Annotated in this window: 16 protein-coding genes; 8 read left to right on the top strand and 8 right to left on the bottom strand. The window is 72.7% G+C overall.

What is annotated here, in order from left to right; translation table 11 throughout:
* Position 1: 1 nt before the first annotated feature.
* Both MB828_RS42910 and MB828_RS42905 read right to left on the bottom strand, forming a co-directional pair.
* Positions 2-271 carry a DUF4031 domain-containing protein gene (locus MB828_RS42910; protein ID WP_133026668.1) on the bottom strand — a complete coding sequence of 90 codons (270 nt, stop codon included), beginning with the start codon at positions 269-271 and terminating at the stop codon, positions 2-4.
* Positions 268-654, bottom strand: a complete 387-nt coding sequence (locus tag MB828_RS42905; protein WP_301652884.1) for a hypothetical protein — start codon at positions 652-654, stop codon at positions 268-270. The genes MB828_RS42910 and MB828_RS42905 overlap by 4 nt, the downstream gene beginning before the upstream one ends.
* A gap of 55 nt (positions 655-709) precedes the next feature.
* Here MB828_RS42905 and MB828_RS42900 point away from each other — a divergent pair, with 55 nt between their 5' ends.
* The 3 genes from MB828_RS42900 to MB828_RS42890 all read left to right on the top strand — a co-directional run bounded on the left by MB828_RS42900 (position 710) and on the right by MB828_RS42890 (position 4,260).
* Positions 710-1,648, top strand: a complete 939-nt coding sequence (locus MB828_RS42900; RefSeq protein ID WP_133026670.1) for a MurR/RpiR family transcriptional regulator — start codon at positions 710-712, stop codon at positions 1,646-1,648.
* Between the two features lie 112 nt (positions 1,649-1,760).
* A complete protein-coding gene (murQ, locus tag MB828_RS42895) occupies positions 1,761-2,690 on the top strand; it encodes an N-acetylmuramic acid 6-phosphate etherase (RefSeq protein ID WP_301652883.1) in 930 nt (309 codons plus the stop codon).
* 16 nt (positions 2,691-2,706) lie between these two features.
* A complete protein-coding gene (locus MB828_RS42890) occupies positions 2,707-4,260 on the top strand; it encodes a PTS transporter subunit EIIC (protein WP_301652882.1) in 1,554 nt (517 codons plus the stop codon).
* Here MB828_RS42890 and MB828_RS42885 read toward each other — a convergent pair.
* The gene (locus tag MB828_RS42885) at positions 4,196-5,728 is read right to left on the bottom strand and encodes a subtype B tannase (protein WP_301653024.1); all 1,533 of its coding nucleotides are present in this window, start codon (positions 5,726-5,728) and stop codon (positions 4,196-4,198) included. The two genes, MB828_RS42890 and MB828_RS42885, sit on opposite strands and share 65 nt — an antisense overlap.
* Positions 5,729-5,853: 125 nt before the next feature.
* On the bottom strand, positions 5,854-6,765 hold the full coding sequence (locus tag MB828_RS42880) for an aminoglycoside phosphotransferase family protein (protein WP_301652881.1): 912 nt from the start codon (positions 6,763-6,765) through the stop codon (positions 5,854-5,856).
* A gap of 146 nt (positions 6,766-6,911) precedes the next feature.
* Here MB828_RS42880 and MB828_RS42875 point away from each other — a divergent pair, with 146 nt between their 5' ends.
* The 3 genes from MB828_RS42875 (at position 6,912) to MB828_RS42865 (ending at position 9,330) form a co-directional block, all read left to right on the top strand.
* The gene (locus MB828_RS42875) at positions 6,912-7,490 is read left to right on the top strand and encodes a hypothetical protein (RefSeq protein WP_301652880.1); all 579 of its coding nucleotides are present in this window, start codon (positions 6,912-6,914) and stop codon (positions 7,488-7,490) included.
* Between the two features lie 45 nt (positions 7,491-7,535).
* Positions 7,536-8,459 carry a bifunctional helix-turn-helix transcriptional regulator/GNAT family N-acetyltransferase gene (locus MB828_RS42870; RefSeq protein ID WP_133026675.1) on the top strand — a complete coding sequence of 308 codons (924 nt, stop codon included), beginning with the start codon at positions 7,536-7,538 and terminating at the stop codon, positions 8,457-8,459.
* 76 nt (positions 8,460-8,535) lie between these two features.
* A complete protein-coding gene (locus MB828_RS42865) occupies positions 8,536-9,330 on the top strand; it encodes an SDR family NAD(P)-dependent oxidoreductase (protein WP_301652879.1) in 795 nt (264 codons plus the stop codon).
* A gap of 66 nt (positions 9,331-9,396) precedes the next feature.
* Here MB828_RS42865 and MB828_RS42860 read toward each other — a convergent pair whose 3' ends face one another.
* Positions 9,397-10,950 carry a carboxylesterase/lipase family protein gene (locus MB828_RS42860; RefSeq protein WP_301652878.1) on the bottom strand — a complete coding sequence of 518 codons (1,554 nt, stop codon included), beginning with the start codon at positions 10,948-10,950 and terminating at the stop codon, positions 9,397-9,399.
* Positions 10,951-11,049: 99 nt separating this feature from the next.
* On the bottom strand, positions 11,050-11,922 hold the full coding sequence (locus MB828_RS42855; RefSeq protein ID WP_301652877.1) for a metallophosphoesterase family protein: 873 nt from the start codon (positions 11,920-11,922) through the stop codon (positions 11,050-11,052).
* A 234-nt stretch (positions 11,923-12,156) separates the two neighbouring features.
* Between MB828_RS42855 and MB828_RS42850 the strand changes: the two genes are divergently transcribed.
* Positions 12,157-12,924 carry a hypothetical protein gene (locus MB828_RS42850; protein ID WP_301652876.1) on the top strand — a complete coding sequence of 256 codons (768 nt, stop codon included), beginning with the start codon at positions 12,157-12,159 and terminating at the stop codon, positions 12,922-12,924.
* Positions 12,925-12,999: 75 nt separating this feature from the next.
* Here the strand turns inward: MB828_RS42850 and MB828_RS42845 are convergent, their stop codons facing one another.
* Positions 13,000-14,127: an NADH:flavin oxidoreductase gene (locus tag MB828_RS42845; RefSeq protein ID WP_301652875.1), complete on the bottom strand. Its 1,128-nt coding sequence runs from the start codon at positions 14,125-14,127 to the stop codon at positions 13,000-13,002.
* Positions 14,128-14,358: 231 nt separating this feature from the next.
* Between MB828_RS42845 and MB828_RS42840 the strand changes: the two genes are divergently transcribed.
* Positions 14,359-15,144 carry an alpha/beta fold hydrolase gene (locus MB828_RS42840; RefSeq protein ID WP_301652874.1) on the top strand — a complete coding sequence of 262 codons (786 nt, stop codon included), beginning with the start codon at positions 14,359-14,361 and terminating at the stop codon, positions 15,142-15,144.
* 94 nt (positions 15,145-15,238) lie between these two features.
* Here MB828_RS42840 and groL read toward each other — a convergent pair whose 3' ends face one another.
* Entirely contained in the window at positions 15,239-16,861 is a 1,623-nt protein-coding gene (gene groL / locus MB828_RS42835; protein WP_046730948.1) for a chaperonin GroEL, read from the bottom strand.
* Between the last annotated feature and the right edge of the window lie 100 nt (positions 16,862-16,961).

The following is a 16,961-nucleotide window of genomic DNA, read 5'->3' as shown; positions in this document are numbered from 1 at the left end:
GTTACCGGGCAGCGTCGCTCTTGCGCCTGCGCAGCCCCGCCCCGTGCAGCAGTCGTACCACCTCGCGGCTGCTGACCTCCACGGCGCCGGCCCGTACCGCGTCGGCGTAGCGGTGGGAGGGGATGTCGTAGTGGTCGCGTTCGAAGGCGCGGCGCGGGACGGCCAGTTGCTCGGCGAAGCCGTGCAGTTCGGCGTAGGAGACGTCGCTGACCAGGTGGGACCACATCCGGCCGTGGCCCGGCCAGTTCGGCGGGTCGATGTACACGGTCACGAGGACGGCGTCCCGCCGCCGGTGGCCCGGCCGAGCGAGCCGACGGAGGCGACCTTCACGCCCGCCTTGTGGCACACCCAGTGCGGATCGGGGCCGAGTTCCGGTTCGACCTCCAGGGCGTGCGGGTCGCCCGAGCCGCACACCGGGCACAACGGCCAGCGGCCGTACCGCTCCAGGAGCGCGTCCTGCACGTCCTGGGCGACCAGCCCCGCCACGTACCCCGCGCCCTCGGGCCATTGCTCGACCCACCAGCGCCGCTGTACGACGGAGTCCTCGACCAGGGAGACCACGTCCGCCTCGGCGACCTCGCCCGCGACGAGATCCGCGAGCACCAGCGCGCGGGCGGCGTGCAACGACTGTTCCAGGGGGCTTACGGGGTCCATGGTCCCATTGTGCGCGGTCTTGACCCGGAGCCCGATACGAAAATATCTTTCAAGGGTGACCGAGGAGGTGAAGGAAATTTTCACTCCGCACGGAAGCGGCCCGCCGGGCGCGAAACCGCCGGCCCCCGCCGCCCTCGCGGCCAAGGTGCGTACCCTCGCCCCCTCCATGACCCGCTCCATGCAGCGCGTCGCGGAGGCGGTCGCCGGGGACCCCGCGGGCTGCGCCGCCCTCACCGTCACCGGCCTCGCGGAACTCACCGGCACCAGCGAGGCGACCGTCGTGCGCACGGCCCGGCTGCTCGGCTACCCCGGCTACCGCGACCTGCGGCTCGCCCTCGCCGGGCTCGCCGCGCAGCAGCAGTCGGGGCGGGCGCCCACGATCACCACCGACATCGCCGTGGACGACCCGCTCGCCGACGTCGTCGCGAAACTCGCGTACGAGGAGCAGCAGACCCTCGCGGACACGGCCGCCGGTCTCGACACCGGGCAGCTGGGGGCGGCCGTCAGCGCGCTCGCGGGGGCGCGGCGGACCGACGTGTACGGCATCGGGGCGTCCGGTCTGGTCGCCCAGGACCTCACGCAGAAGCTGCTGCGGATAGGGCTGATGGCGCATGCCCCCGGTGATCCGCACCTCGCCGTCACCAACGCGGTGCAGCTGCGGGCGGGTGACGTGGCGATCGCCATCACGCACTCCGGGTCCACCGGGGACGTCATCGAGCCGCTGCGGGTCGCGTTCGAGCGCGGGGCCACGACCGTCGCCGTCACCGGGCGGCCGGACGCGCCGGTGACGCAGTACGCCGACCATGTGCTCACCACATCGACGTCGCGGGAGAGTGAACTTCGGCCCGCGGCGATGTCCTCGCGGACGAGTCAGCTGCTGGTGGTGGATTGTCTGTTCGTGGGCGTGGCGCAGCGGACCTACGAAGCGGCGGCACCGGCGCTCGCGGCGTCCTACGAGGCGCTCGCGCATCGGCACCGGAGTCTGCCGCGCTAGACCGTGGGACCTGATCGTCGTGGGAACGTGCTGGTCCGTCGTGGCCTGTCGCGCGGTTCCTCGCGCCCCTGAGTAGGTTGACCTGGCGCCCATCGAGAAGAGCCGTCTGCCCATGACCACCGAACACCACGGCCTCCGTGCCGAACTCGACTCGCTCACCACCGAGGCCTTCAGACCGGACCTCGCCGAGATCGACACCCTTCCCACCCTCGACATCGCCCGCCTGATGAACGGCGAGGACGCCCAGGTCGCGGCCGCCGTGGCGCGGTGCCTGCCGGCGGTCTCGGCCGCCATCGACGCCGTCGCCGCCCGGATGGCGGACGGCGGCCGGCTGGTGTACGCGGGGGCCGGCACCGCCGGGCGGCTGGGGATCCTCGACGCCTCCGAGTGTCCGCCCACCTTCAACACCCGCCCCGGCCAGGTGGTCGGGGTCATCGCGGGCGGCCCGCGGGCCCTGGTGACGTCGGTGGAGGGGGCCGAGGACTCGGCGGAGCTGGCCCGGCAGGACCTGGACGCGCTCGGGATCGGCGCCGCGGACACGGTCGTCGGGATCTCGGCGTCCGGCCGCACCCCCTACGCCGTCGGCGCCGTCGAGCACGCGCGCGCCCTCGGTGCCCTGACCGTCGGTCTCTCCTGCAACGCGGCCAGCGCGCTCGCGGCCGCCGCCGAGCACGGCATCGAGGTGGTCGTCGGCCCCGAGCTGCTGACCGGGTCCACCCGGCTCAAGGCGGGCACCGCCCAGAAGCTCGTCCTCAACATGCTGTCGACGATCACGATGATCCGGCTCGGCAAGACCTACGGGAACCTGATGGTCGACGTCCGCGCCTCGAACGACAAGCTGCGCGCCCGGTCCCGGCGGATCGTCGCCCTCGCCACGGGCGCGTCGGACGCCGAGATCGAGGACGCCCTCACCGCGACCGGCGGGGAGGTGAAGAACGCCGTGCTGGTGATCCTGGCCGGCGTGGACGGGCCGGCCGCCGCCCGCCTTCTGGAGGAGTCCGACGGCCACCTGCGCGCGGCGCTCACCGCGGCGGCCGGCTGACCCGCACGCTCGGAGGGTGCAGAGATCGCCGTACGACACCGCCACCGCGCTGCTCCCCCTCGTGGGCGGCCCCGCGAACGTCACCTCCGTCGCCCACTGCTTGACCCGGCTGCGGCTGGGCCTCGCCGACCCGGAGCGGGTCGACGGGGAGGCGGTACGGGCGGTACCCGGGGTGCTGGGCGTGGTGGCCGACGGGGCCACCCTCCAGGTGGTGATCGGCCCGGGCGCGGTGGTACCGGTGACCACGGCCTTCGAAGCACTGCTCACCGCAAAGGCGGGCCTGACCGGCCACCAGCCGAGCGGCAATCTGACCGGACACCAGCCGAGCGCCGGCCTGACCGGTCACGAGCCGTGCGGCGGCCGTGCGGACGCCTCGGCTCCGGGTGCTCCCCGGCCGGGTGGTCCCGGGGCCGCCGGGGAGCTTGCCGCGCGGGGGGCCGGACTGAAGGCGGAACGGGACCGGCGGAACGCGACCCCCTTCAAGCGCGCCCTGCGTCGCGTCGCCGACGTCTTCGTGCCGCTCATCCCCGCTCTGATCGGCTGCGGGGTGCTCGCCGGCCTCGACGGGCTGCTCGTGAACGCCGGCCTGCTGACCGGGCTGACCCCCGCCCTCGCCGCGATCGCCTCCGGCTTCATGGCCCTGATCAGCGTCTTCGTCGGCTACAACACGGCGAAGGTGTTCGGCGGGACGCCGGTGCTCGGTGGTGCGGTCGCGGCGATCGTGGTCTGTCCGGGCGTGGCGAAGGTGACCGCGTTCGGGGTCGCCCTCTCCCCCGGTCAGGGCGGGGTCCTCGGAGCCCTGGCCGCCGCGCTGCTCGCGACGTACGTCGAGAGGTGGTGCCGGGGCCGGGTCCCGGACGCCCTCGACGTGCTCCTCACCCCGACCGTCACCGTGCTCGTCGCCGGACTGGCCACGCTCTACGGCCTCATGTACGTCGCCGGACTCGTCTCCACCGCCATCGGCACCGCCGCGAACTGGCTCCTCGCCACCACCGGTCCGCTCGCCGGACTGGTCCTCGGCGGCCTCTTCCTCCCCCTCGTCATGCTCGGCCTGCACCAGGCCCTGATCCCCATCCACACCACCCTGATCCAGCAGCAGGGCTACACCGTGCTGCTCCCCCTGCTCGCCATGGCGGGCGCCGGCCAGGTGGGCGCGGCCCTCGCCGTCTACGTCCGGCTCCGCCACGACACCTCGCTGCGTACGACGATCAGGTCGGCCCTCCCGGCGGGTCTGCTGGGCGTCGGTGAACCCCTGATCTACGGCGTCTCGCTCCCCCTCGGCCGTCCGTTCCTGACCGCCTGTGCGGGCGGGGCGGCCGGCGGGGCGTTCGTCGGGTTCTTCGCGATGCTCGGCGACCGGGTGGGCGCGACCGCGATCGGCCCGTCGGGCTGGGCCCTGTTCCCGCTGGTCACGGGGAACAGGGGCCCGGCCGTGGCGGCGGCGGTCTACGCGGGCGGTCTGCTGACCGGTTACGCGGTCGGCTTCCTGGCCACGTACGTCGGGTTCAGGGGCGCCGCGCGGAGTGCGTCGAGTGCGCCGGGTGACCCGTCACCTCCGCGATCCAGCTGACGAAGTCCCCCGGGTCCTGGTCGGCGCCGTGACCGGCGTCCCAGTAGTACTTGATGTTCACGTCGTCGCCGAGGTTCCGCAGCCTCGCGGCGAGGTTGGCGGCGACGGTGAGCGAGGTGTCGCTGTCCTTCGTGCCGAGCCGGATCCACCAGTGCCTGGCCCGGTTCGGGTTGACCCGCTCGGCCACGTGGTACATGGCGTTCATCTGGTCGAGCTTCCTGGGCAGGTCGCTGTCGAGGCGGGCGCTGTCGCCCTCCGCGTGGCGCAGGCTGTAGAGGGTGAAGTGGCGGACGGCGGTGGTGCCGGTGCCGAACTCGTTGCACTCCGGGGTGGACAGGTCGAAGGCGTCGAAGGCGGGGGCGTTCTTCTTCCGGGCGCCGACGTGGGTGAGGAAGTCCGCCCAGGTGAAGGTGGCGTTCGTGCCGTCCCAGCCGATGAAGGGGTTCGCGGCGAGGTAGGCGGCTCGGTCGGTGTCGGAGAGGGCGGCCAGGTAGGCGGTCGCGGAGGGCTCCAGATGAGTCCTGAGCAGGTACTCGTCGAGGTTGCGGTCGGTGAGCCGCCCGATCCCGGGTGCCGTGAGCCGGAGTTGGGCCAGGTACTCGGTGAACTGGGCCTTCAGCTCACCGGACACGGTCGCGTCGACCGTCGTACCGTCGGGCAGGGGGTTGCCGCCCCAGCACCACTCGTAGGACATGTCGGAGTGTTCGAGGTCGGTGATCGGGCACCAGTCGCCGCTGGCGAACACCGCGTCGCTGGCGTCGGCCGCGCCCAGCGCCGCCAGTTCCGCCGCGTACAGGGGGCTGTCGCCGGAGGTGCCGAGCAGTGCGGAGAGCGCGCCCCCGGCGCTGGTCCCGGCGGTGACGATCCGGTCCACGTTCCCCGGGACGCGCCCCCGGTTGGACTTCACGTACCGCACGGCCGCCTTGAGGTCCACGATGGCGGCGGGCGCACACCCGTAGTACACGCCGGCCGAGTCCACGAGGGTACGGCCGCGGGCCCCGGGCTCGACGACGACGTACCCGGCGAGCAACGCGAGCAGCGTCCGGTTCGGGCCGCCGCTCCCGCCGCCGGGGCCACCCGGACCGCCGGGCCCGCCGGCGCCCCCGCCGCCGATCCCGGTGGCGCCCGCCACGGACGACGGCATGTAGCCGCCGACGTTGTTGGCCAGGAGGATGGGCGCGTGGGTGGCGTCGACGGCGGTCCCGTCGACGGACACCGGGACGCTGACGTTGAGTCCCTGGTACGTGGTGTCCACGGGGTTCGCCACGTAGCCGGCGACCTTGTAGAAGCGGTACGTCACGTCGTGGGTGACGCCGGCGGTGTCGGTGATGCCGGTGGTCAGCTCCGTGTACGCGCCCGGGTCGAACACCAGGGCCGTCTCCGCCTGGTCCTTCCGCACCGGGTTCGCGGCCTGCGCGGCCGTCGCGGGCCCGGCGGCGGGGACCGCGGCGGCCGCGGTGAGCCCCATGACCACAGTTCTGCGCTTCACTCGCTTCACTTCCGTCTCCTGAGTAGGCGGCTCGTGACAACGGGGCCCAGTGCAGCACTGGTTCACAAAATTGTCAGCAATATCGCTGGAAACTCAGGCTGTTCTCAGCCACGTCCGGTGGCGTCCGCGAGGATCGCCCGGAGCCGCGCCAGGCACTCGGCGACGAAGGCGGGGAAGGTCCGCCAGTAGTAGGCGACCCCGCTGACACCGACGGCGATCGCCCAGCCCCGGGCCCGGGCCCAGGTCTCGTCGTCCAGGCCCAACGCGTCCCGGTAGGCGTGCCGGGCGGCCGCCGGCAGATCCCAGAGCACGGAGTGCTCGGCGTCCGGGTGACCGACCGAGAGGGACCCGAAGTCGATGACCGCGTGCAGGCGGCCCTCCCGGACCAGGAGGTTGGTGGGCTTGAGGTCGCCGTGCAGCCACACGTGCGGCCCCCGGGGGCCGGGCAGCGCGAGGGCCGCCCGCCACAGCCGCTCCAGGGTGTCGACGTCGAGTTCCGCGCCCGCGACCGCGCGGCACTCGTCGAAGTACTCGCCGACCCAGCCGTCGCACTCCCGCAGGCCGCCTCCGCGGTACCAGCTCAGGTCACCCGCGCGCACCGCCCCCATGAGGTCGATGCCGTGCAACTCCCTTACGACCGAGGCCAGGTCGGCGCCGAAGGCGGCCCAGTCCCGGACGCTGTCCGGACCGGCCTCGGCGCCCTCGATCCAGCGGTAGACCGACCAGCGGGCCGGGTAGGCACCGGTGGGCGTCCCGGCGTGCACGGGCTCGGGCACCGGGCACGAGAGGGCGGGCGCCAGACGCGGCAGCCACTCCTGCTCCTTGCGCAGCGCCAGCCCCTTCTCCACGGTCCGGGGAAGACGCACCAGCAGGTCCTCGCCGAGCCGGTACATGGTGTTCTCCGTCCCGGCCCCGACCCGCGCCAGCGGCAGCCCCGCCCACTCCGGGCACTGAGCCGCCAGCAGCCCCCGCACCAGCCCCTCACCGACCGCGATCTCCCCCTCATGAAGCCCCACCCCAGCAGTCTGCCCACCACCCACCCCACAGAGCCAACGAGTTACGCACCCGGCTGCCGAGCCGACCGCGGTCCGGTGGGGTGCTGTCGGTGGGGCCGACCGCGGTCCAGGGGGTGCTGTCGGTGGGGTGTGCCAGGCTGGTTTGTATGAATCATGCCCAGCTCACCGCCCTCGGACGGGCGCTTCGTCTGCTCGGGGAGCATGGGGAGGCGCTGACCGGGGACACGCCCGACGCGAAGTTGCACGAGGTCAAGGACGATCTGCGGCGCGCTCTCGACCTGCTGGAGGAGAGCGTCAGCGCCGCCGCGCCCACCACCCGGTGCGCCGAGCACCCGCAGGGCCCCGTGGACGAGAGCGCACCCGACCTGTGCCTGCTGTGCGAGACACGGCGGCGGGCGGCGCGGCGGTCGGAGTTCGGGGGCGGGCCCCGGCCACCCGCGCAGGGCGAGGCCGCGGGGCCCTCCATGTCCCGGTACGGGGTGCGCGCCGACCGGCCGCAGGCGCAGCAGCGGTGGCTGCCGGAGGCGTGGAACGGGCGGGAGTGGGAGCTGTGCGGCACCCCGCGGCGTGACCGGCGGGAGGCCGAGCTGTACCTGGCCGCCCAGCGGCGCGGGTCCCGGCCCGCGATGGCCTACCGGCTGGTGCACGAGTTCACCGACTACGAGGTGCTCCGGGTGTGGGGCACTCCCGTGCACGTCGACATCGAGCCGCTCGGCAATCTGTAGCGGCGGCCAGTGGCACGCCGCTCGTTCTCTGACTAAGGTCAGAGAATGGATGCGACGCAGATCGACCAGGTACGGCGGTTCAACCGGACCGTCACCGAACGCGTGGGCGTGCTCCACGACCGCTACCTCGGCCGCGACCGGCCGATCGGCGAGGCACGGCTGCTCTGGGAGATCGGCGAGCGGGGCCAGGACGTGCGCGTCCTGCGGGAACGCCTCGGCCTCGACTCCGGGTACGTCAGCCGGCTGCTGCGGTCCCTGGAGACCGGCGGCCTGGTGACGGTGGAGCCGCAGCCCGAGGACAGGCGGGTGCGTACCGTGCGGCTGACGGAGAAGGGGCGGGCGGAGCGCGCCCTGCTCGACGACCGCAGCGACGAACTGGCCGGTTCCCTGCTCGGGCCGCTGAACACCGAGCAGCGCGCCCGGCTGGTCGCGGCCATGGCCGAGGTCGACCGGCTGCTGACCGCCGGGACGGTCACCCTGGACGTCGTCGACCCCGACCACCCCGACGCCCGGCACTGCCTGCGCTCCTACTTCGCCGAGTTGCAGGAGCGCTTCGACACCGGCTTCGATCCCGCGCGCAGCCTGCTGCCGGACGCCGGTGAACTGCGGCCCCCGCGCGGCCTGTTCCTCGTCGCCCGGCTGCACGGCGAGGCCGTCGGCTGCGCCGGGGTGAAGCTGCCGGCCGGGGCCCCGGCGGAGATCAAGCGCATGTGGGTGGCCCCGCGGGCCCGCCGGCTCGGCCTCGCCCGCCGGTTCCTCACCGAACTGGAGGCGCGGGCGGCCGGGCACGGCTACGACACCCTGCGCCTCGACACCAACAAGACGCTCGACGCCGCGATCAGCCTCTACCACTCCTTCGGCTTCCGGGAGGTCCCCGCCTTCAACGACGAGCCCTACGCCCACCACTGGTTCGAGAAGCGGATCACCCCGGCACCGCCGGCGGAACCGGTGCCGCCATCCAGGCAGTGAACGCCCGGACCCCATGTGTCACGGCGCCGTCCCGGGTACCTGAGCGGAGACACGTACGCGGAAGGGGTTCGGCGCAATGAGGATCGATCTGACGGGCCGCACGGCACTGGTCACCGGCTCCACACAGGGCATCGGCGCGGCGATCGCCGTCGGGCTGGCCCGCGCCGGGGCCCGGGTGGGCGTCAACGGCCGGGACGAGAAACGCGTCCGGGACAGCGTCGCCCGGCTGGCGGAGCAGGCGCCCGGCGCCGATCTCGTCCCGGTCGCGGCGGACGTGAGCGGCGAGGAGGGGGCCCGGCGGGCGGCCGAGCTCCTGCCGGACGTCGACATCCTCGTCAACAACCTGGGGATCTTCGGCTCCGAGGACCCCCTGAAGATCAGCGACGACGAGTGGCGGCGCTACTTCGAGGTGAACGTCCTGGCCGCCGTCCGGCTGACCCGGATGTACCTGCCGGGGATGACCGAACGCGGGTGGGGGCGCGTCCAGTACATCGCCAGTGACTCGGCGGTCGTCATCCCCGCCGAGATGATCCACTACGGCATGTCGAAGACCGCGCTGCTCGCGGTCGGCCGCGGCTTCGCCAAGCAGGCCGCGGGTACCGGCGTCACGGTGAACTCCGTGATCGCCGGTCCCACCCACACCGGCGGCGTCGAGGACTTCGTCTACGAACTCGTCGACCGCGACCTGCCCTGGGACGAGGCCCAGCGGGCCTTCATGCGCGAGCACCGCCCGCAGTCGCTGCTCCAGCGCCTGATCGAACCGGAGGAGATCGCCCACATGGTCGTCTATCTCAGCTCCGACCAGGCCTCGGCCACCACCGGGGGCGCCCTGCGCGTGGACGGCGGATACGTCGACGCGATCCTGCCCTGAGCAGCCCCGAGCAGCCTAGGGCGGCCGTCGGCCGGGTCAGGCCGGGTCAGGCCGGGTGAGGCCGGGTCAGCCGAGCAGCGGCGACGGGGTGAAGTCGTACCCCTCCCACAGCCGCCTCGTCGTCTCCTCCGGGTACGGCGTGACCGTCGGGTTCGTGTCCAGGACCTGGGTGCTGCGGTGCTCGGGGTCGTACGCCGGCCAGCCCGGGTCTCCCGTCCTCGCGAACGCCGTCCACGCGGTGCGGAAACGGGTGGAGAGGGTCTCGGCCTCGGGGGTGACGCCGGCCCCGGCCCAGAGGAGGTTGGCGAGGTCCGCCTCGAACGTGCCGAAGAGCAGCGGGATGTCCAGGCCGTGGCAGGCGCCGAGCAGGCCGCCGCTGCCGGGGGCGGCCCAGGTCAGTTCGTAGAGGTGGGCGCGGCCGCCGCCCGCGGTCTGGGCCTCCGCCAGGCGCAGCGAGGGCATGGCGAACAGCCAGTCCGTCTGGACCTGTTCGTACAGAGCGGTCGGTGACGCCTCGGGGTGGGCCGCGCGGTAGGCCCGCTCGCCCGCCTCGCCGCCGGGCGCGAACAGCCGCAGCGCGCCCGTCGCCTGCTCGTCCGTGATCTTGCCGTACATGCCACCCATGACCAGGAAGAGGCGGAACTCGTCGCGGTTGTGGCCGACGAGGAGGTCCACGTCCCGGGCGGCGCCGGAGGCGAGGGCCTGCCAGGGAGTGGCGGGCAGCACGTCACCGTCGACCACCGGGGAGAACGGGGTGACGGTCGGCGCGATCCGGCCCCAACGGTCCACGTACTGGGCCATCTTGGCGCCCAGCGTCTGCCCGGCCTCGGTCAGCCGCCGCGGATCGGTCGTCGCCAGGTCGGCCACCGTGGGGCGCAGCCCGGCCTCGGCCGCCAGCGCCCGGCCGATGTCCTCGGCCAGTTCGGCGGAGAAGAAGGTGCCCGGGACGCTCTGCGCGATCGCCCGCCGGAACAGGCCGCGTGCCCTCGGCATCGCGAGGAGGGAGGCCACCGACCCGGCGCCCGCGGACTCGCCGAAGACCGTGACCTGGCCGGGGTCGCCGCCGAACGCCGTGATGTTCTCCCGCACCCACTCCAGCGCCGCCACCTGGTCCAGCAGGCCGCGGTTCGCGGGCGCGCCCTCGACGTGGGCGAAACCCTCCATGCCGACGCGGTAGTTGAGGGTGACCACGACGACGTCCCCCTCACGGGCGATGCGCCGCGCGTCGTAGCCGGGGCTGCCGGAGTGGCCCAGCTTGTAGGCGCCGCCGTAGATCCACACCATCACGGGGCGCCGGGCGGCCGGGTCCGGGGCGGGCGTCCACACGTTCACCGTCAGCCAGTCGTCACCCTCGGGGGCGTCCAGTACGCCGGTGCGTCCCTGGATGCCCAGGTCCTGCGGGGGCGGCGGGCCGAAGGCGTACGCTTCCCGGGTCCCGTCCCACGAGCGGGCCGGCCGGGGCGCCGCGAACCTGGCCTCGCCCACCGGGGGCTCGGCGAACGGGATGCCCCGGAAGACCGCCAGGCCGTCCTCCCGGAGTCCGCGCACGGCACCGGCGGCCGTACGCACGACGGGGCCTTCGGCTCCGGAGACCGACTGGGAGGGCTCGCTCGTGGTCATGGTCACTCACCTTCGCATCGCCGACTGGTGGTCACTCATGGAACGCCCGGCACTTCGCACAAGTGCCGAACATCCCTCACCCCTTGGAGTGAAACCCGGTCAGCCGTGCTCCGCGACGAACGCCCTCGCCTGCTCCTCGTCGATCTCGTAGACCGTCTCGTGCGCCCGTGGGTCCCGCGCGTGGAAGGTGTGGAACATCGGGCTCGCCGGGCCGTCCAGCTCCACCAGCGACGCCGAGGCCCCGCGCACCGCCCGCTCGCCGCCGGGCGCCACGGTCAGGTCGATCCGGTTGACCGCCCCCGGTGTCACCCACACCGGCACCGACTCCAGCAGGCCGAAGAGCTGCAGGTGGTAGTGCCCGGTGAGGATCACCCGTACGTCGCTCCCCCGGATCACGGCCGCCAGGTCACCGGGGTCCCGGAGTCCGAAGACCGGCTGGGTCGCCGAGAGGCCGAGGGCGAACGGCGGGTGGTGGAAGGCGAGGACCGTGCCGTGCTCGGCCGGGGTACGCAACACCTCGCGCAACCACTCCAACTGGCGCGCGCCCAGACGGCCGTAGACCTTACCGGGCACCAGCGAGTCCAGGGTGACGAAGCGCCGGCCGCCGACAGTACTGACGGCGGCCCGCTCCTCCGGCCCGAACACCAGCTCGGCGCGGTCGGTGCCGTCGGCGTCCAGATGCCCGCTGCCCAGCACCTTGGCGAAGGCCTCACGCTCGTCGTGGTTGCCGGTGGTGTAGATGGCGGGGATGCCACGGGCCTGCGCATACGCGCCGATCAGCGTGCGCAGGGTCGTGTACGCCTCCACCGCGCCGTCGTCCGCGAGGTCGCCGGTGACGACGACCGCGTCGAGGCCCTGGAGGTGGCGGAGTTCGTCGAGCATCAGACGCAGGGACGCGGTGGCGTTGACGCCGCGCTTGTTGGGGGCGTCGGTGCGGTCCAGGTGGGTGTCGGAGAGATGCAGGATCCTCATCTCCGAGAGACTAGAAGCCTGTTGGGGCGGTCGGCCAGACGGTAACGACGAGGGCTCGGGACGCTCCCGCTCGCACCCGCCGCACAGCGCCGCCACCGGCCGCTCTTCCCTCAGGTTGACCAGGTAGACAGCGGGGGTGCGAACTCCTACGACCACTGCAACGCGGACCGTGCCGACCGGACCGGCCAGGCGCCCCACCCCGCGCCGGGCTCGCAGAACGACGCCGTCGTCACGATGAACCGCCTGATCAAGCAGCTGCGCATCACGATCCTGCTCGTACTCGGAACCAGGGTCATCGGAATCGCGTTGAGCATCGTCGAGAACCTGCCCGCGCGGAACCTCCGGGCGACCCTGGGCGACTGGGTCCTGACCTCGGTCGTCCTCTGCGTCCTGGCGGTCGTGGTGCACTCCGCGATCTACGGCGCCGTGCACCTCGTCGTGCGGCGAAGGGCCCTGGCACCGATGGAAGCGCCCGAAGGCCGGGCGGCCGTCGACCGGCGTCGTGGGCTGACCGGGCAGTTGCGCGTCTCGCTTCTGATCACCCTCGGAGTGACGGCCTTCGGCCTGGTCCAGGCCCTCCTGGACAGCCAGGGATCGGGCGCCCTCCTGATCGCCCTGCGGGACTGGGCCGGGGTGACGGCCGTCCTGTGCGCCTTCGTGGCCGTGGTGCAAACCGTGATCTACACCGCCGCGCACGTCGGACGGCCGGAAGGGAGGGAAGTACGCCGGGCGGGGGCCGGGCTGCTGATCATGCTCGCGATCGACGCGCTCTACGCCTGGCCGCTGTGGACGAGGGCGGTCGATGACGCCTCCCGGACGCCGTTCCGGCTGGCGTGCGCTCTGCTCGCCCTGATTCCGGCGCTCACCGCGCTCGCGTCATGGGCCCGGGCGAGAACACGCCGGCCGGAGCCGTCCATCGCATGGAACCGGGCCCTGCTCTTCGGGATCGTGTCCTTGCCGCTCCAAGCGGTGGTGTCCCTGGTTTTCCTGGCGGTCGCCTGACCGCGGCGGGCGTCGGCCGGCAGACCTGACGGCCGGGACGCAGGACGTCCCGGCCGTTCGTGTGAGGGCAGTTGCTCAGCTCAGGGTCTTGAGCGCGGCCGCGTCGTACGGCTTCAGGGCGGCCGTGTCGCCGGCCAGCACCTTCGACGCCCACTCGGGGTCCTGGAGGAGGGCGCGGCCGACGGCGACCATGTCGTACTCCTCGCGCTCCAGGCTGTCGAGGAGGTCGTCGATGCCCTTGACCGGGGAACCCTCGCCCTGGAAGCCCTTGATGAAGTCGCCGTCGAGGCCGACCGAGCCGACGGTGATGGTGGGCTTTCCGGTGAGCTTCTTGGTCCAGCCGGCCAGGTTCAGGTCGGAACCGTCGAACTCGGGGAGCCAGTAGCGGCGGGTGGAGGCGTGGAAGGCGTCGACGCCGGCGGCGGCCAGCGGCGTGAGGATCGCCTCCAGCTCCTCGGGGGTCTCGGCGAGGCGGGCGTCGTAGTTGTCGGACTTCCACTGCGAGAAGCGGAAGATGACCGGGAACTCGGCGGAGACCGACGCGCGGACCGCGGCGACGATCTCGGCGGCGAACTTCGTACGGGCGACCGGGTCGCCGCCGTACGCGTCGGAACGGCGGTTGGTGCCCGCCCACAGGAACTGGTCGAGCAGGTAGCCGTGGGCGCCGTGCAGCTCGACCCCGTCGAAGCCGATGCGCTCGGCGTCGGCCGCGGCCGCGGCGAACGCGGCGATCACGTCGTCCAGGTCCTGCCGGGTCATCTCCTTGCCCTCGCCCTCGGTGCCGTCCAGGCGGATGCCGGAGGGACCGACGGCGGGGGCGTCCGCGATCGGCGACTGGCCCTGCTTGCGGACCATGCCGATGTGCCACAGCTGCGGGACGATCGTGCCGCCGGCCGCGTGCACACCCTCGGCGACCTTCGCCCAGCCCGCCAGCTGCTCCTCGCCGTGGAACCGCGGGACACGGCTGCTGTTTCCGGCCGAGTCGTGGCCGACGTACGTCCCCTCGGTGACGATCAGACCGACACCGGCGGCGGCCCGGCGGGAGTAGTACGAGACCACGTCCTCGCCGGGGACGCCGCCAGGGCTGAACTGGCGGGTCATCGGCGCCATCACGATCCGGTTGGGGACCGTCAGCCCGTTCAGGGCGATGGGACGGGAGAGGATCTCGGCCGCGCGGGAGGCGGGAGGCGTGGTGACGGTCACGTGGGGGGCTCCTCGTGAGTAGGTCGGGCACCGGGGGTGGCACCCGAGTCCATAGACCGGACGGTATGTGCACACGCATCGAGTGCACGTCTGTGCACAACGGTCTGCCCGGACGCGCACATTCCCGCTCCCGCGTCCGAGCCGTGTGACCCCCGCCACGGAGCGCCGCCCGAGCGCGGCAGCCGCCCTTATCGGGTGGCCGTCGCGCCGCCGCCCTGCGAGCATCTGCGGATGCTGACACTCGCCGATGATCTCGGCCATCTCTCCTACGACGTCACCGGTGACGGGCCGCCCGTCGTGCTCGTGCACGCCGGCGTGGCGGACCACCGCATGTGGGACGCGGTCGCGCCGGCCCTCGCGGCACGGCACACGGTCGTCCGGTACGACCTGCGCGGCTTCGGCGAGTCCGCACCCCCGAGCGGGCCGTTCAGCGAGACCGACGACCTGCGCCGCCTCCTGGACCACCTCGATCTCGGGCGGGTCCGGCTGGTGGGCGCGTCCTGGGGCGGCCGGGTGGCCGTGGACTTCACCCTCTCCCACCCGGACCGGGTGCACTCCCTGGCGCTGTTCGCCCCGCCCTGGCCGGGATACGACTGGTCCGCGGAGATGATCGCCTACGACGAGGCCGAGACGGCGGCCCTGGCCGCCGGTGACCTGGACACCGCCGTACAGGTGAACCTGGACATGTGGCTGCGCGGACCGGCCCGCGCCTGGCTCGACGTCGCCGCCGGACTGGCCGACGGACTCCGCGGCCCGTTGCGGACCTCGCTGGTGAACCAGGACGTGGTGGGCGGGCACTCCCAGGGCCCCGCGTCCGGTGACATCGCCGCCGTCTCCGTCCCCACCCTGGTGGGGGTCGGCAGGCTCGACGTCGCCGACTTCCAGGACATCGCCCGCCGGTACGCCACCGGGATCCCGGGCGCCACCCTGGTCGAGTTCCCCGCCGCCGCGCACCTCATAGCCCTGGACGCCCCCACCGAACTCGTCACGGCACTGGAGCCGTTCCTGGCCCGCTGAGAGCACCGCGCCCGGGTACGGCGAAGGGCGGCACTCCCTGTCGAACAGGGAGTGCCGCCCTCGGTACCGCTGGGGAACCGCCGAGCCGTCAGGCTCAGAAGTCCATGTCACCGCCCGGCATGCCGCCCGGAGCGGCCGCGGCGGCCTTCTCCGGCTTGTCGGCGATGACGGCCTCGGTGGTGAGGAACAGCGCGGCGATGGAGGCGGCGTTCTGCAGGGCGGAACGCGTCACCTTCGCCGGGTCGATGATGCCCTCGGCGACCAGGTCGACGTACTCGCCGGTCGCGGCGTTCAGGCCGTGACCCGGGGTGAGGTTGCGGACCTTCTCCACCACGACACCGCCCTCGAGGCCGGCGTTGACGGCGATCTGCTTCAGCGGGGCCTCGAGCGCGAGCTTCACGGCCTGCGCGCCGGTCGCCTCGTCACCCTCCAGCTCCAGCTTCTCGAAGACCTGGGAGGCCTGGAGCAGGGCCACGCCACCACCGGCGACGATGCCCTCCTCGACGGCCGCCTTGGCGTTGCGCACGGCGTCCTCGATGCGGTGCTTGCGCTCCTTGAGCTCGACCTCGGTCGCGGCACCGGCCTTGATGACGGCGACGCCACCGGCGAGCTTGGCCAGGCGCTCCTGGAGCTTCTCGCGGTCGTAGTCCGAGTCGGACTGCTCGATCTCGGCGCGGATCTGGTTGACCCGGCCCTGGACCTGCTCGGTGGAGCCGGCACCGTCGACGATGGTGGTCTCGTCCTTGGTGATGACGACCTTGCGGGCGCGGCCCAGCAGGTCGAGGGTCGTGTTCTCGAGCTTGAGACCGACCTCCTCGGAGATGACCTCGCCGCCGGTGAGGATGGCGATGTCGTTCAGCATCGCCTTGCGGCGGTCGCCGAAGCCCGGGGCCTTGACGGCGACGGACTTGAAGGTGCCGCGGATCTTGTTGACGACCAGGGTCGACAGGGCCTCGCCCTCGACGTCCTCGGCGATGATCAGCAGCGGCTTGCCCGACTGCATGACCTTCTCAAGGAGCGGGAGCAGGTCCTTGACGGAGCCGATCTTCGAGTTGGCGATCAGGATGTACGGGTCGTCGAGGGACGCCTCCATACGCTCCATGTCGGTGGCGAAGTACGCCGAGATGTAGCCCTTGTCGAAGCGCATACCCTCGGTGAGCTCCAGCTCCAGACCGAAGGTCTGGGACTCCTCGACGGTGATGACGCCTTCCTTGCCGACCTTGTCCATGGCCTCGGCGATGAGCTCGCCGATCTGGGTGTCGGCGGCGGAGATGGAGGCCGTGGAGGCGATCTGCTCCTTGGTCTCGACATCCTTGGCCTGCTCGAGCAGGGCACCGGAGACGGCCTCGACGGCCTTCTCGATACCGCGCTTGAGGGCCATCGGGTTGGCGCCGGCGGCTACGTTGCGCAGGCCTTCCTTGACCAGGGCCTGGGCGAGCACGGTCGCGGTGGTCGTACCGTCACCGGCGACGTCGTCCGTCTTCTTGGCGACTTCCTTGACCAGCTCGGCGCCGATCTTCTCGTACGGGTCCTCGAGCTCGATCTCCTTGGCGATGGAGACACCATCGTTGGTGATCGTGGGGGCGCCCCACTTCTTCTCGAGGACGACGTTGCGGCCCTTGGGGCCGAGCGTCACCTTGACGGCGTCCGCGAGCTGGTTCATGCCGCGCTCGAGGCCGCGCCGCGCCTCCTCGTCGAACGCGATGATCTTGGCCATGTGAAGTGGTCCCTCCAGGACTGGGGGTGAGTCTTCGAGGACCGCGCCCGCGCCCGCGACGGACGGCTCGCCGACCCGTGGGTTCCTTGCCCCACCCGGC

Origin of the sequence: Streptomyces arenae (assembly GCF_022343545.1) — a bacterium.
Classification (GTDB): Bacteria; Actinomycetota; Actinomycetes; order Streptomycetales; family Streptomycetaceae; genus Streptomyces; species Streptomyces humi.
The sequence above is the reverse complement of the archived record's forward strand: the minus strand, read 5'-3'. Positions and strand labels throughout refer to the sequence as shown.

Coding starts and splice junctions, on each gene's coding strand:
- MB828_RS42905 (WP_301652884.1), bottom strand. CDS start 654: ATGGACCCCGTAAGCCCCCTGGAACAGTCGTTGCACGCCGCCCGCGCG.
- murQ (WP_301652883.1), top strand. CDS start 1,761: ATGACCACCGAACACCACGGCCTCCGTGCCGAACTCGACTCGCTCACC.
- MB828_RS42885 (WP_301653024.1), bottom strand. CDS start 5,728: ATGGGGCTCACCGCGGCCGCCGCGGTCCCCGCCGCCGGGCCCGCGACG.
- MB828_RS42875 (WP_301652880.1), top strand. CDS start 6,912: ATGAATCATGCCCAGCTCACCGCCCTCGGACGGGCGCTTCGTCTGCTC.
- MB828_RS42870 (WP_133026675.1), top strand. CDS start 7,536: ATGGATGCGACGCAGATCGACCAGGTACGGCGGTTCAACCGGACCGTC.
- MB828_RS42865 (WP_301652879.1), top strand. CDS start 8,536: ATGAGGATCGATCTGACGGGCCGCACGGCACTGGTCACCGGCTCCACA.
- MB828_RS42860 (WP_301652878.1), bottom strand. CDS start 10,950: ATGACCACGAGCGAGCCCTCCCAGTCGGTCTCCGGAGCCGAAGGCCCC.
- MB828_RS42855 (WP_301652877.1), bottom strand. CDS start 11,922: ATGAGGATCCTGCATCTCTCCGACACCCACCTGGACCGCACCGACGCC.
- MB828_RS42850 (WP_301652876.1), top strand. CDS start 12,157: ATGAACCGCCTGATCAAGCAGCTGCGCATCACGATCCTGCTCGTACTC.
- MB828_RS42840 (WP_301652874.1), top strand. CDS start 14,359: ATGCTGACACTCGCCGATGATCTCGGCCATCTCTCCTACGACGTCACC.
- groL (WP_046730948.1), bottom strand. CDS start 16,861: ATGGCCAAGATCATCGCGTTCGACGAGGAGGCGCGGCGCGGCCTCGAG.